Origin of the sequence: Shewanella sp. BJSY2023SW001 (assembly GCF_047314685.1) — a bacterium.
GTDB lineage: Bacteria > Pseudomonadota > Gammaproteobacteria > Enterobacterales > Shewanellaceae > Shewanella > Shewanella indica.
In genome coordinates this window covers 161,992-176,159 of the sequence record NZ_JBKORF010000080.1, presented here as the reverse complement: position 1 = coordinate 176,159, position 14,168 = coordinate 161,992, and the positions used below count along the sequence as shown (strand labels likewise).

Genomic DNA, 14,168 nt, shown 5'->3' with positions numbered 1-14,168 from the left:
TCTTCACCACACAAAAATGCCCTTCTCACGCAACGGTTAATCACGTGGTAAAAGGGCGTACTTTCAGCATCTATCAACTGGCGACGGGCAGTGGTCATAACCAACCTCGACTGAGCTTTGATGGGTATTTCAAAGCCTAGTCAAGCCTGGGCGAAACATCAAAAAGATATGGCTGTCCTATCTTTTCGTCTTGTGTTCTTCATATCTGCCACCCATTTGCGAGAAGTGAGTCTATCACTTCGTCTATTTAGATGGCCAAATTCACTATGCCACTACACAACGCCTGCTTCAGGGGTGCCGCAGCGCGGCGTCCCGTGGAGGGAGAAGCCCGGAACAAACTTAAAGCACTTGTTATGCGCGTTTGAATTCAATAAATTCTTTTAGAATTTTTAAAATATTACTCCCAAAATCTAATATTGCCTTCGCTAGACTATGCACACTAATATATGATGTTGCAGCCCAAGTTCCATACCCAGAGTTTACATTAGAAAAGTCCGCATATTTTTTGAAGTCATATTGCTTCATGACATCTAGAAATGAATCGCTAACGCTTTCGAGAATGTGTTCATAAACTTTTTCGTTAACAGGCTTTGCGAACCTCAGTTCTCTTTCATCTATATGGGGAAATACATTTTCTCCAAAAAACTTTCTCAATGTGCCGCCTACGTGAGCACCTCTGGTTACTTTACGAGTTGCATAAAGAGTTGTGATTACAGCAATGATAGAGCAGATTGTATCCTTATCCCTCACCACTGATGTATTAATGGCCAAAGTGATACTTTCTACAGTAGTTCGCCTGTTAATTTTCCCTCTCTTTTCTTGTAGCCAGTCATCAATATTTTGGGCACCTTCAAGAATTGAGCTTCTCAACTCTTGATTTTTAGCAATTTCTTCTAAAGCTCTCTCCATCAAAGAAATGATGAGACGCGCAAGTTTAATTTCTGCTTCCATAGCACATCACTACCTATAAAGCGGATTATTTTACAATTTTTCAAATAATTACCGCAAGCGTATAACGCCTCAATCAGCCGACGCTTCAGCGGTCGGCTGAATTGACTTGTTAGCCGCTGGCTCCACCAAGTAAAAGGTAAACCCCTGCCAAGGAAGTATTCCACCATTAACTCTGTAGATTTTCTGTATATCACTTTTGGAAATTAGTTTTGGTTTCGTTGACATTGTGGGGCTAATATCAAAACAATAATCCTTTGGGAAATTGACAATAATATCAGCACCAATTACAGGAACTTTAGTAGCTTGTGAATCACACTATATTACCTTTATACCGGCGGATAAATACTGTTTTGTATACTACATGACTTTCAGGCGGAATTTTTACTGAGTACTCTACTGTGGTATGCGCACCATTTTGATTAACAACCACATTCTTGTTATTTCCCTTATCCTTAGGATCGAAGTGTACAAGTACCTTATCGGAAACATCCCTACACTCAGCTTCCTCTATCTTATATTCATTACCCCCGAGCGTATCAAGTTCCAATTTAATTGGATCAACGGCGTCTTTTTGACTTAGATTATGCAACTCATAGCGGGTAGTCATTCTACATTCAATTTCTCCGGTGGCTTCATCTAAAGTGAAGTCGTATATCCACTTTGCTTCTTTCCGGACAATATTGCTTTCAATAATTTCCTGTTTAATTATTTTGAATATTTCCTCAGGAATTATGGTTTTGAAAAGGCTATCAAAAACATTAACATTAATAGCGTTGTTGAGTTTTCTCAACTCCTCTTCTTTTTCATCTTGTTGTGCTTTTTGTAGTCGATTTGCAACAAAAACGGTAATAAATACAGCAGCAGCCAAACCATAAAGGAAATTTATTAAAAGGTTTAAAAATTTTTGCCACAACGGAAAGTCCACCTCCAATGTGGTTGTAGGCTTTCCTGTGTTATCAAGAATGGTTTTTGTACCAAGCTCCACCGGTACACTAGATGAATATAGATCCATTACGAAAGCAACTGATGCAATAGCTATCACAAGAAGCAAGTAGAAGTATGATTTTTTATCTTTCAATTGTGATTCCTTTATGAATTCGGGGGCAACATACACGGCTAACAGCTGTATAGTGCGCATGCGCGTTTTAGTCCTCGGAGGAGTGTAAACACGCATAGCTATCTATTTGTATTGGCTGGATATAATACCATTTAGTCCAAATATCCCTTGCAGCTAAACGCGCATGCGCGGTTTCCAAACCTATTATCTACCAGCTGTATTTTTTAACTTTATGAATTTAAATCTATTTTCTAAAATGTTACAGAAATAACGCGCAAGCTTAGCTGCAAATTCCCGGCATTTTTCCTGGAACGGCAATAATACTGTATAAAAATCAGTTCTGAGGTGTTTGTCATAAGCGCGCCAAGCCGTACAACCGAGAGCCCTACAACCCAGGCCTTACAAAAAAAGTTAAGTAAAGCCATGGCTACCGCACGGGTCCAAACTCTGTTTGTCCCTACATTCCGCTGAAAACGGAAAAGTGTTGTTGCTTTCGGCCTTAAACTTAAGGAAGTGCTAAAGCTAAGCGTTTGAATTGGTTATACAATACCCAGTACTGAATTTGAAAACAATTAGCCAAAGGTCAAGTTTTGACAAAGGCAACAAAACCCTGATTTGGTTTATTTTTGAAGTAGAATTGACTGGGTTTTAAACCCAAAGCGACACGACTTTAAGCCGCTGGCACAGCGGCTAGCATGGCTTTAAGCTAAAAGTTCCTAAGTTAGTATTGGCGAGCTTCCGGCCACTATGTAGTCCATCACCTGCGGTGCACCTTTCGCACAGGCGATACTGTGACACGCTGTGAACCCATCCATGGGCGCTCGTCGAAAACGGCCCTGTTTTCGACGGTCACAGTTCCACCTGTGCCTAGAATTAGGCGTATATCTGCAGATCTCTCAAATATTTCAAGCTACTCCATTGTCACAGAATTGCACCGGCTCCCGCTCGAAGCGGCCGCAGGGCGTTGATGACAATCGCGTAGCGAGGCATGGATGCCGAAGCAGCGCCAGTCGAATCAGGGATGAGCGTCTGGCGCGATAGCGAATTGGCATCATAAGCACAAGGGGTTGTCCGCTGCGTCGCGGGTCGCTGGGGGTTTGGAAAGGGGGCGAGTCGATACAGCCCCCTTTTCTCGGGTGTGGGGCGAAGCTCCACGACTTTAGGCCGCTGGCACAGCGGCTAGCATGGCTTTAAGCCCAAACTCACCAAAAAATTTGCTCTGAGCTGCTGGTTAATTTGCCCCCCATCACCTGCGGTGCGCTTTTTGCACAGGCGATCCTGTGACTCGCTGCGAGTACTTCCCTGTAAGCTCTGCCTCGGCATCCATGCCTCGGAAGGCCACTGTTCCACCTGTGCCTGGAAATGAGGTGTATGTCTGCAGACACTTCAGATGTTCCAAGCTACTCAGCGCTAACAGGATTGCACCGATTCCCCTTCAAAGCCGCCGCTAGGCGTTATTTGCATATTGGCGTAGCCGAGGCCGGCTTGGAAAATTGAAAACGAATTTTCCAAGGCTATACCTGATAAGAAGAAGCTATACCTGATTAGAAGCTATGCCTGATAAGAAAATGCCCTCCGATGGAGGGCATTCATTGATGAGTACAACTGGGCTTAAGCGTTTCTCGGTTGCTCAGGCTTATCTATATCCAAAGTCACTTCATAGGCCACATTGTTTTGGCTGACAGGCTTTACCGTCTCCGCTTTGGGCTCGACACTGGCCTTAGTATCCCGGGCGATTTGCAGCGCTTCATGGGTGAGCATGTTGTTGCCACTCAGCAGATCATTCAGCCCGCCCTTTTCGGCATCTACCAACCCCAACTCTCTGAGCATGGCATCGACCACAGGCGCGTTGGCACGGTAGTTGAGTGCCGCACTGGTAACCTGCTCGGCAATGCCGCCCTTGACACCGGCGCCATCGGAAGCTGTCCCCAGTTGGCCGGTTACGCCGCTGCCATAGCCTTGAAGGATCTTGATACCTTCGATGTTTTCCAGTGGTTTAACCGCATTAGCGACGATTTCCGGCAGAACTTTGAGGATCGCCAGTGAGCGCTGCAGGGCGACTTGCTCGTCACGCAACACGTTCTCGGCTTCGTGCAGCGCCTGTTTACCGGCCGCTTCCACCGCATACACCTTCTCATCGGCCTCGGCCTTGAGCATCTTGGCATCGGCACTGGCGCGGGCTTCGGTCAGTATCGCTATGGATCTATCTTCGGCGGCGCGTTTCTCGGCCTCAGCCTGAACTGTGACCCCAACGGCTTCCCGCTCTGCCTCTTTACGGGCGTCGATAACTTCAATCTCTTTGCGACGATTGGCCTCAGCCACCTGACGCACTGTGATTACCGCTTCCTCTTTTTCAACCTTGAGCTTTTCGGCCTCGGCGGCGCGGGCCCTGGCGGCAGACTCTTCTTCCGACTTGGCGGCAACCGCAATCTGTTTCTCCTGTTCGGAAACTTCGATATCTCGCAGTTGCTGAATTCTGGCCTGCTCAATTTGCTTACGCTTTTCAATTTCGCGGGTTTCTATGTCTTTGGTCTTTTCAATTTCCGCCGACTCGATGGCGCGTTCCTTGGCGATTTCCGCCTCCCGCTCCTCACGTTGCTTTTGCTCTTTCTGCTTGATGATCTCGGCCTTTTGCTCGGCGCGCTTGAACTCCAGTGCCTGCTGCTGGATCAAACGTGCTTCCTCTTCGGCCTTTTCGATGTTCAGCGACTCTTTTTCGGCTTCCAGGTTACGCAGTTCAATCTGGATCCGGTTGTCCTGCTGAATATCGTTGGTTTCTTTACGTTTTTCTTCGATGATCTTGGCGAGTCTGGCACGACCTTCGGCGTCGAAGGCGTTGTTCTCATTGAAGAACTCCAGCTCTGTCTGGTCAAAACCTGTCAGAGAAACCGACTCCAGTTCCAGACCATTTTTCTCAAGATCGTTGGCAACGTTGTTCTGCACCCGCTGTACAAAGTCGGCCCGCTGTTCGTGCATCTCTGTCATGTTCATTTCGGCAGCCACGGCGCGCAGCACGTCAACAAACTTGGACTCCATCAGCTTCTTGAGCTCTTCCACCCTATTGGTACGACCGCCCAATGTCTGGGCCGCCATGGAGATACCTTCGGCATTGGGGGCCACCCTCAAGTAAAAGTCGGCCTTGACGTCCACCCGCATTCTGTCTTTGGTGATCAGGGCATCTTTTTGGGTCTTGCCCACCTCGATGCGCAGGGTGTTCATATTGACGTGAATAATTTCATGCAGTACCGGCAGGACAATGGCGCCGCCATCTTTGACTACCTTTTCACCACCGAAACCCGTGCGCACAAAGGCCATCTCTTTGGTGGCGCGGCAATAGAGCTTGGCAAAAATAAACCCTATCACCAACAAACAGAGCACTACTGCGCCTGCGGTAAACAGCAGCATACTGGTGCCGCTGGTATTTAAACCCGGGATGGTTTCCATTCCTGTTGTTTCCTTCTTTGGTTGGATTATTGTTCAAAACGGGTGGCAGACCACACGCGGCCACTGCGTCTTAGCAGCACCACTTGCACCCCTGCCGGGAATTCGGTGTCTTCGTCCTCGGGTTCGACCAGGACATAGTGTTTCTGACGGTATTGATCCTGAACCACGGCCTCGCTGGGATTACCCTTGATGGCGCAGCCGAGTGTTACTGTGCCGACGCTGCCGCTGAGATCTTCGATTGAGACGGCGCTGGATTCATTTTTGGGAAGGATTCTGGCCAACTGCCCACCGAGGAAATGGCAGGCAACCGCCGCCAGCGGCAAGGCCAGCAACAAGGAAAACACTTGCGGCAACAGGGCCGAGGTGAGCAGCCAGGAAAAATAGTTAAGCAGGTAGCCCGTAATACTGAAACATCCCAGTGCCAGTACAAACCAGATGAGCACAGGCAGCCTATCCAGGCAGAGCCAACCGGCCAGCGCTGTCAGTCCCCCCTGAGGCAGGTCAGTATCAAGATCGGCATCGGGAAGCCAGTCATCCATAGCGGCCATCAGGCTGATACCCGCAATTAGTGTGAGTCCCTCTATCACTCCAAGCAGTGCCACTATCGCCAAGGCTACAGCATAGGGCAGATTGGACTGGGCCAGAAAAAAGTCCAGCACAGGATTCCTCCTTGTAGACGACTGTACCTGTCGTCAATATTCCATATAAGCCTGTTTATTTCAGGTCGTTACTGAGTGTACCCCTTGGCAAGCTTTGACTCCAATAGCTTTTATCTGCATTTAACGTCAGAAATCTGCAGCGGCTCACATTAATGTTAGCCACTCCATACTGAGGCTATCTTTGCTTGGGTTAGTGTTGCAACAAACCACAAGGTTTACCCCAGCAACGCCCAGACAAAAACCGAATTGCAAACTTTGTTTTTTATTACAAGGCATTAATTTAATTACATTTCGCAAAAACAAAAACTGCCGAAAAACACTTGAGAACGATCCCTTGGCTTGGTTAGCATAAGAACTGTTCCCTCTGATGCATGCCATTATTTTAGAGCAAACCATGACTGCCAAAACCGAATACCAACATCTTTGCCAGCACTTTCGCACCATCAGCCACTTCGAGCATTTCAGTGCCCTGGGGGACTGGGATCAAGCCACCATGATGCCTATGGGCGGCAGCGAGGCCCGCTCCGAGGCGATGGCCGAGTTGGCATTACACATTCACAGTTTAAAAACCTCGCCCCGGCTTGCCGAATGGCTGGATGGCGCCGAAGCCAAAGCCGCCGAACTCAGTATCGAACAGAGGGCCAATCTCAGAGAAATGCGCTGGCACTACGCCCAAGCCATCGCCGTGCCGGGGGACTTGGTGCAGGCCAAGACGCTGGCGGGTTATCGCTGTGAAAACCAATGGCGCGAACAGCGGCATAACAACGATTGGCAAGGGTTTCGCCCCAATCTCGAGGCGGTAATCGCCTTGGTGCGAGAAGAAGCCCAGGCTCGCTCGGCGCACACAGGCAAGGCAGGTTACGATGCCATGCTGGACAGATTTGAACCCGGCATGACCTGTAAACGACTGGAGAGCACTCTCGGAGCGGTGCGGGACTGGTTGCCCGAGCTTATCCAAAAAGTGAAGCACAAACAGCTGCACCAGAGTTACAAGAGCAGCGCCGGCGACTACCCGATAGCAAACCAAAAGCTGCTGGGACGGGAGGTGATGCAATACCTGGGATTTGATTTCAACCAAGGGCGTTTGGATGTCAGCTCGCACCCATTTTGCGGTGGCGTGCCCGGTGATATCCGCCTCACCAGTCGCTACACGGAAAACGACTTTATCGCTGCCCTCACCTCCACTATTCACGAAACGGGTCATGCCCGTTACGAGCAGGCGCTGCCAAAGGATTGGCGAGGACAACCCGCCGGAATGTCTCGCTCCATGGGGATCCACGAGAGTCAGAGCCTGTTTTTTGAGATGCAACTTGGCGGCAGCCGCGCCTTTATCAGCAAGCTCTATCCGAGAATTCGCCGACATCTCGACTGCCCGGTATCGGCCCATGAACTGGTCGACAATATCACCCGGGTCAAGCCGGGTCTTATCCGGGTCGATGCCGATGAAGTCACCTATCCGGCGCACATACTGCTGCGATTTGAGGCCGAGCAGGCCTTTATCGACGGCAGCCTGGAAGTGAAAGACCTACCCGATTTCTGGGATCAAAAGATGCAGCAATATCTGGGGCTGAGTACTGCCGGCAATTATAAAGATGGCTGCATGCAGGATATTCACTGGACCTTGGGCGAACTGGGATATTTCCCCAGCTATACCTTGGGAGCCATGTACGCCGCCCAGCTGAGATTTGCCATGGAAGCCGAATTGGGCCCCATTGAAGCCCTGCTGAGCCAGGATAAGCTGGGGCAGATTTGCGACTGGCTGGATGAAAAAATCTGGTCCAAGGGGTGCCTGCTGGAAACCGATGAACTGATCCGCAGCGCTACAGGGCAGAGTCTGGATCCCAACTTCCTGCAGCGCCATCTGCAACAGCGCTATCTGGATTAATTTATCTGCAAAAATGGTATAATGGCGCGTTTCTACGAAGTAACTGCAAAGAGAAAGTGAATTCAGATGTTGATACGCGCCATTAGCCAGGATGACTGGCAAGCCATAGGCGAAATTCAAGCAGAGTGCTACCACGCGCTGGCCCCCGAACCTTTACATGTACTCAAGAGCAAGTGGCAGGCATCACCGCAAACCTGTTATGTCCTTGAAAAGAGTGACCAGGTGGTAGGCTATTGTCTGGCTCATCCCTGGACCGAAGACACCCCTCCGCCACTGTACAAGGCGATTACCACACTGCCAAAGGCCGACACCCTTTATCTGCATGATATTGCCATCAGCAACAGGGCTCAGGGATTCGGCGCCGGACGCAAACTGTTTGATACCCTCAAACTGCAGGCGGAAAAACTGCGCCTGGGTTCCTTGTCACTGGTTGCAGTACAGGGCGCCTGTGGTTACTGGGAAAAGCTTGGCTTTAACCACAAGCGTATCGAAAAATCGTTGGCCACCTATACAGATGACGCCAGTTATATGGTCTATCCGGTAGCCCGCTGACAGATGCAACCCACACTCATCACCATAGGCTTATTGTGCCTGAGCAATATCTTTATGACCTTTGCCTGGTACGGCCACCTCAAGTCCCTTTCAGGTAAACCCTGGATAATTGCCGCCTTGGTCAGTTGGGGCATAGCCCTGTTCGAATATCTTTTGCAGGTACCGGCCAACCGTATTGGTTATAGTGTGATGAATGTGGGCCAGCTCAAGATACTTCAGGAAGTCATCACCCTGAGTCTGTTTGTTCCTTTTTCATTCTATTACCTTAAAGAACCGCTGAAACTGGACTATCTCTGGGCCGGGTTGTGTATGCTCGGCGCCGTTTATTTTATATTTCGCAGTAAGTTCGCTTGAGCCCACTGCTTTAATGAGGACACAAGATGGCACGTCAGGTCGCCTATGAATACAAGGGGGTCGCGAAAGTGATCAACTTTGCCTATGACAAATACCACGACATGTACGAGGCTGTTGCCGCCGCCGAGGGAATAGATCTCAGCCGTTTTCTGGCGATGGAGCAGCAAGTCGCCATGACAGCCAAAGGCGGCGGCGCCCTGAAGAGCTATCGCACCAGTGAATTTGCCCGTATGGGATTTCGTCATATCCACTTTGTCAAAGAAGAAGAGCAGGGTTAATACCTGCCCAAAAGAGGGTTAAGCCATGATAAATCCAGAGCACGCCAATTTTCCCCGAGCCGGCTTTTTCAAGCGCCTCGGTGCCGCCGTTTATGATCTGTTGCTGGCGGTAGCCGTCTACATGTTTGCCGGTGCCATAGGGTTTGGGATCTTTACCGGCCTGACCGCCTCCGGCCTCATTCCCATGGGGAACTATGAACATGTTTCGGATCTGCTCAATGGCAACAGCCTCTATCACGGCCTCTATCAGCTGTGGCTGGCCTGCTGTGTGGCCGGTTTCTACGCTCTCTTTTGGTCCAAGGGCGGCCAGACTCTGGGCATGCGCGCCTGGCGCCTCAAGGTGCAGCATCCCAACGGCCAAAACCTGAGTTTTATTACCGCGCTGGCACGGGTGGTTTGGTCCTTATTGGGGATAGGCAACCTGTGGATCCTGTTCAACGGTGACAAACTGGCACTGCAGGACAGCATGACCCGCTCCGAAGTGGTGCTTCTCAGTAAAGAAGCCAACTCACTGCGCAACTGGCACGGAGCCTGAAATACCCAGGTAGCGGTAGCATTAAAATAACGCTTTATAGATGTCTCCAATACGCAAACCACAGCAAAAAGCCCTGTCACTGACAGGGCTTTTTCATAACGTTAATCGGCACAGGAGGCTTTTAAACCACAGCGGCTTTACTCTCAAGCCCTCAATCCTCAGCGTCCTCAGCGTCCTCAGCGGCGGATATAGTAGATAGCCGCGCCGGTAAACAGCACACTCGGCATCATGGCCCCCATCAAGGCCGGCAGCTCATAGACTATGCTCATGGGGCCGAAGATCTCATTACAGATATAGAAGGTAAAGCCGGCTATCACCCCGAGTAACACCCTGGCTCCCATAGTAACGGTTCGCAGTGGCCCGAACACAAAAGAGAGCGCCACCAGCATCATCACAGCCACTGTGATGGGTTGCATCACCTTACGCCACAGTGCCAACTCATAGCGACTGGCATCCTGATTGTTGTTCTTCAGATAATCGAGATAACCGACCAAACCACGGATAGACAAGGCATCGGGTTTAACCGACACCACACTCAGCTTGTCCGGTGTCAAACTGGAGGGCCATCTGTCTTCCTTGAGGTTATCCAGCACCACTTGCTCATTTTTGAACACAGTGCGGCGAACCTCCAATAAACGCCAATATTCCTTGGTGTAGATAGCCTGCTCGGCGTGCACCACACTGGCCAGCTTCTGCTCTGAGTCAAACTCATAGAAGGTAATATTGCCAAGACGGGTCACATCCTCAATCTCGCCGATGTTGACGAACAGATTTCCATCTCTGGCCCAAATCCCGCGGTGAGACTTAATCAGGTTGCCGCCGGAGATCTTATTGGTCTTCAGCTCATAGGCCTTCTGCTCCGCCACCGGTGCGCCCCACTCCCCCAGTACCATTACCATCAGCATCAAAGGAACAGCCGTCTTCATCGCCGACAGAGTGATCTGCAGCCGCGACATGCCGGAGGCCTGCATCACTATCAGTTCAGAGTTGGAGGCCAGCATGCCCATGCCGATGAGCGCCCCAAGCAACACGGCCATGGGGAAGAACATCTCCACATCTCTTGGGATCAAAAACAGCACATAGACGGCGGCATCCATCATGGTGTAGCTGCCCCGCCCTACCAAACGCAGCTGATCGACCCATTTGATGATCCCGGAAAGCCCAGTCAAAATCAGCAGACACAGGGCAGAGGTGCTGAGCAATACTCTGGCAATATACCAGTCCAGTATCTTCATGCTGCGGCCCCCCGGCGTTTGAACAGGCCTGTCAGGCGAGTGCCCAAAGGTCTGCCCTTACCTATCAGCAAGATGCCCATCACCAATGCCGAGGCATGGATCCACCACATTCCCAGCCAGGCCGGAATCACCTCATCCTGCAGCGCCTTGCGCCCGGCGACCATCAAGCCGAAATAACCAAGATAGAGCAATACCGCCGGGAATACCTTGGCAAACTTGCCCTGGCGCACATTGACCCGCGCCAGCGGCACAGCAATCAGCGTCATCAAGGGGATAGCCAGCGGAATCGCCAGTCGCCAGTGGAATTCGGCTACGGCTTCCGGCCCCGGCGTATTGAGCAGTTCCTTGAAAGGCACGGCAGATAACTTGCGATCCCTCTCATCCACTTCCTGCTCTTTGAGCTGCATCTGATAGCCGCCGAACTCAATCACCTGGTAATCCACCCGGTTCGGTGCTCCCTGATAACGCACGCCGTCATCGAGCTTGAGCCGCTGGCCACCTGTTGCGTCTTCCACCACCCGGCCACCATGGGCCACGACCAGGTTGGTAACGCCGCTCTCATCTTCCGCATCGGGAAGCTGGGCTACAAAGACTTTTTCCAATTCATTGTCTTTACTGATTTTTTCAACAAAGAGCACTGCCCGGCCATTGGCACTGGTTTGAAAGCGCCCCTGAACCAGGGCGGCTAACCCAGCCTCTGACTGGGCCTTCTCCAAAACCGCGTGCTGTTTGTCCTGCGCCCAAGGCGCAACATAAAGCGCCAGATAACCGGTAAACAAGCTGTTGAGCAACGCCAGGATCAGGGTCACCCGGGTGACATACCATTCGCTGATACCGACCCCGTGAAAGACCACCATCTCGTTTTCTGCATACATGCGGCCGTGGGCGAGCAAGATCCCCAGAAACAGACTCAGAGGCAGGATAAGCACCGTCAATTCGGGCAGATTAAGGCCTATCAGAGTCAGCACCAGGGAGGCGGGAAATTCGCCGTCGGAGGCATCGGCCAGGATGCGAACAAATTGCTGGCTGATAAAAATAGCTAATAAGACTGAAAGCACCGCTATTTGTGCCTTCAAAACTTCGCGGATCAAGTATCTAAATACAATCACAGGCTGAATCCGGTATCCAAACTTATCTTTTTGCTGGTGTCAGTGTTACTTTCATGTAGACTGTCTACTTTTGATAGTTTTCTGACCATAACAGGCGGCATTTTGGTTGTTTCAGGCGTATGATTCTTGTCAGCCAAACCAGCCCCCTGCTGCAGGAAATTTTCCGCCTTTAGGCGGCACAAGCAGACATTATCCAATAAATAAAAAAGTTTGTCTTTAAAAGAATCTAGGAGAGCTCATGGAGTTTAGCGTAAAGAGCGGCAGCCCCGAAAAACAGCGCTCGGCCTGCATAGTTGTAGGCGTTTACGAACCCCGTCGCCTGTCCGGCATTGCCGAACAACTGGACAAAATCAGTGAAGGTTACATCAGCAACCTGTTGCGTCGCGGCGATCTGGAAGGTAAGCCCGGGCAGATGTTGCTCCTGCATCATGTACCCAATGTACTGAGTGAGCGGGTTCTGCTGGTAGGTTGCGGAAAAGAACGAGAACTAGACGAGCGCCAATACAAGCAGATCATCACCAAGACGATCAACACCCTCAACGATACCGGCTCAATGGAAGCCGTGTGCTTCCTGACCGAACTGCACGTTAAAGGCCGCGACACTTATTGGAAAGTGCGCCAGGCCGTGGAAACCACCAGCTCTACCCTCTACAGCTTCGATGGACTCAAGACCCGTAAGGGCGAGACTCGTCGCCCGCTGCGCAAACTGGTATTCAATGTCCCAACCCGCCGTGAACTGACGGTTGGCGAGCGCGCCATCGAGCATGGTGTTGGCGTCTCCGCCGGTATGCAGCTGTGCCGCGACGTGGCCAATATGCCACCCAACATCTGCAACCCGGCTTATCTGGCCTCACAGGCCCGGCAATTGGCCGAAGTGCATGAGAACCTGAAGGTCAGCACTATTGGTGAAGAGCAGATGGCCAAGCTTGGCATGAACGCCTACCTGGCCGTGGGCCGTGGCAGTGCCAACGAGTCCATCATGACAGTGATGGAATATCAAGGCGCCGTCGACACGACCGCCAAGCCGATAGTGCTTGTGGGTAAGGGCCTCACTTTTGACTCAGGTGGTATCTCACTCAAGCCGGGTGAAGCCATGGATGAAATGAAATACGACATGGGCGGCGCTGCCGGGGTACTGGGTACCATGAAGGCCATCTGTGAAATGAAGCTGCCCATCAATGTGGTTGGGGTACTGGCCGGCTGTGAAAACATGCCTTCCGGCAACGCCTATCGCCCAGGTGATATTCTCACCACCATGAGCGGTCAAACCGTGGAAGTGCTCAACACAGACGCCGAAGGCCGTCTGGTGCTTTGTGATGTACTCACCTATGTGGAGCGCTTCGACCCTGAACTGGTGGTCGATACCGCCACTCTGACAGGTGCCTGTGTTATCGCGCTCGGTAAACACGCCTCAGGTCTGTTCTCTGCCCATAACCCACTGGCGAGTGAGCTGCTCAATGCCGGTGAGCAGAGTGGTGACCGCGCCTGGCGCCTGCCGATATGGGATGAGTACCAGGAGATGCTGGACAGCCCATTTGCCGATATGACCAACCTGGGCGGACGCCCTGCCGGTTCTATCACGGCGGCCTGTTTCCTGTCGCGCTTTACCAAAAAGTACCACTGGGCCCACTTGGATGTAGCGGGTACAGCCTGGAACAGCGGCGCCAACAAGGGCTCGACCGGTCGTCCGGTTCCTATGCTGGCGCAGTTCCTGCTCAACCGCGCCGGGGTCGAGCAAGGCGAATAAGCGCCTGACTCCCTGCCAATAAAAAGCGAAGCCCAGTGCTTCGCTTTTTCTTTTTGTGGGCTATTTTATAAAGCCAATCTTCCCTTTGCCCTGCTCCTTCCCCGTCTTTTGATTATCGCCCCCGCCTTTTGATTATCGCCGAAAGCGTCGGCGCTTGGGCAAAATAGTATTCATCCACGGTTCAAACCACAGAGCGAAGCCACAGAGCTAAGCCACAATAAACCGCCCTGTTGAAAGGCAGTGGCTCAAAACAGCCCCCATAAAACTCGGCTTCAGACTAAGTTTGCACAGCTGAGTTTGCCAATACAGTTCCAGCCGACATGACTCCGTTTACTTTAACTCTGAACGCTTTAATTCATTGC

Annotated in this window: 12 protein-coding genes and 1 pseudogene; 6 read left to right on the top strand and 7 right to left on the bottom strand. The window is 51.1% G+C overall.

The window, feature by feature from the left end:
* The 5 genes and pseudogenes from ACMHXH_RS18400 to ACMHXH_RS18380 form a co-directional block, all read right to left on the bottom strand.
* Positions 1-98, bottom strand: a pseudogene (locus ACMHXH_RS18400) (transposase); the annotation flags it as partial.
* A gap of 253 nt (positions 99-351) precedes the next feature.
* Complete coding sequence (locus ACMHXH_RS18395) at positions 352-951, bottom strand: hypothetical protein (protein WP_335911801.1); 600 nt, start codon at positions 949-951, stop codon at positions 352-354.
* Between the two features lie 310 nt (positions 952-1,261).
* Complete coding sequence (locus tag ACMHXH_RS18390; RefSeq protein ID WP_413738440.1) at positions 1,262-2,029, bottom strand: hypothetical protein; 768 nt, start codon at positions 2,027-2,029, stop codon at positions 1,262-1,264.
* 1,590 nt (positions 2,030-3,619) lie between these two features.
* Complete coding sequence (locus tag ACMHXH_RS18385; RefSeq protein WP_101055602.1) at positions 3,620-5,452, bottom strand: flotillin family protein; 1,833 nt, start codon at positions 5,450-5,452, stop codon at positions 3,620-3,622.
* A gap of 26 nt (positions 5,453-5,478) precedes the next feature.
* Positions 5,479-6,111, bottom strand: coding sequence for a YqiJ family protein (locus ACMHXH_RS18380; RefSeq protein ID WP_039033177.1), 633 nt, complete (start codon positions 6,109-6,111; stop codon positions 5,479-5,481).
* Positions 6,112-6,505: 394 nt separating this feature from the next.
* Between ACMHXH_RS18380 and ACMHXH_RS18375 the strand changes: the two genes are divergently transcribed.
* From ACMHXH_RS18375 to ACMHXH_RS18355, 5 genes are all read left to right on the top strand, one after another.
* Complete coding sequence (locus tag ACMHXH_RS18375; protein WP_319618919.1) at positions 6,506-7,996, top strand: carboxypeptidase M32; 1,491 nt, start codon at positions 6,506-6,508, stop codon at positions 7,994-7,996.
* A gap of 66 nt (positions 7,997-8,062) precedes the next feature.
* Complete coding sequence (locus tag ACMHXH_RS18370) at positions 8,063-8,548, top strand: GNAT family N-acetyltransferase (RefSeq protein ID WP_025011398.1); 486 nt, start codon at positions 8,063-8,065, stop codon at positions 8,546-8,548.
* Positions 8,549-8,551: 3 nt separating this feature from the next.
* Complete coding sequence (locus tag ACMHXH_RS18365; RefSeq protein WP_025889282.1) at positions 8,552-8,902, top strand: DMT family protein; 351 nt, start codon at positions 8,552-8,554, stop codon at positions 8,900-8,902.
* Between the two features lie 26 nt (positions 8,903-8,928).
* Positions 8,929-9,180 carry a DUF2960 domain-containing protein gene (locus ACMHXH_RS18360; protein ID WP_025011397.1) on the top strand — a complete coding sequence of 84 codons (252 nt, stop codon included), beginning with the start codon at positions 8,929-8,931 and terminating at the stop codon, positions 9,178-9,180.
* Positions 9,181-9,205: 25 nt separating this feature from the next.
* Positions 9,206-9,715: an RDD family protein gene (locus ACMHXH_RS18355; RefSeq protein WP_025011396.1), complete on the top strand. Its 510-nt coding sequence runs from the start codon at positions 9,206-9,208 to the stop codon at positions 9,713-9,715.
* A gap of 176 nt (positions 9,716-9,891) precedes the next feature.
* On the opposite strand, the gene lptG is transcribed toward ACMHXH_RS18355, so the two are convergent.
* Positions 9,892-10,950: an LPS export ABC transporter permease LptG gene (lptG, locus tag ACMHXH_RS18350; RefSeq protein ID WP_335911810.1), complete on the bottom strand. Its 1,059-nt coding sequence runs from the start codon at positions 10,948-10,950 to the stop codon at positions 9,892-9,894.
* A complete protein-coding gene (gene lptF, locus ACMHXH_RS18345; protein WP_039033175.1) occupies positions 10,947-12,059 on the bottom strand; it encodes an LPS export ABC transporter permease LptF in 1,113 nt (370 codons plus the stop codon). Before lptF ends, lptG begins: the two co-directional genes overlap by 4 nt.
* 238 nt (positions 12,060-12,297) lie before the next feature.
* On the opposite strand from lptF, the gene pepA reads away from it, so the two are divergent.
* Positions 12,298-13,806, top strand: coding sequence for a leucyl aminopeptidase (gene pepA / locus ACMHXH_RS18340; protein WP_039033174.1), 1,509 nt, complete (start codon positions 12,298-12,300; stop codon positions 13,804-13,806).
* The last annotated feature ends 362 nt before the right edge of the window (positions 13,807-14,168 follow it).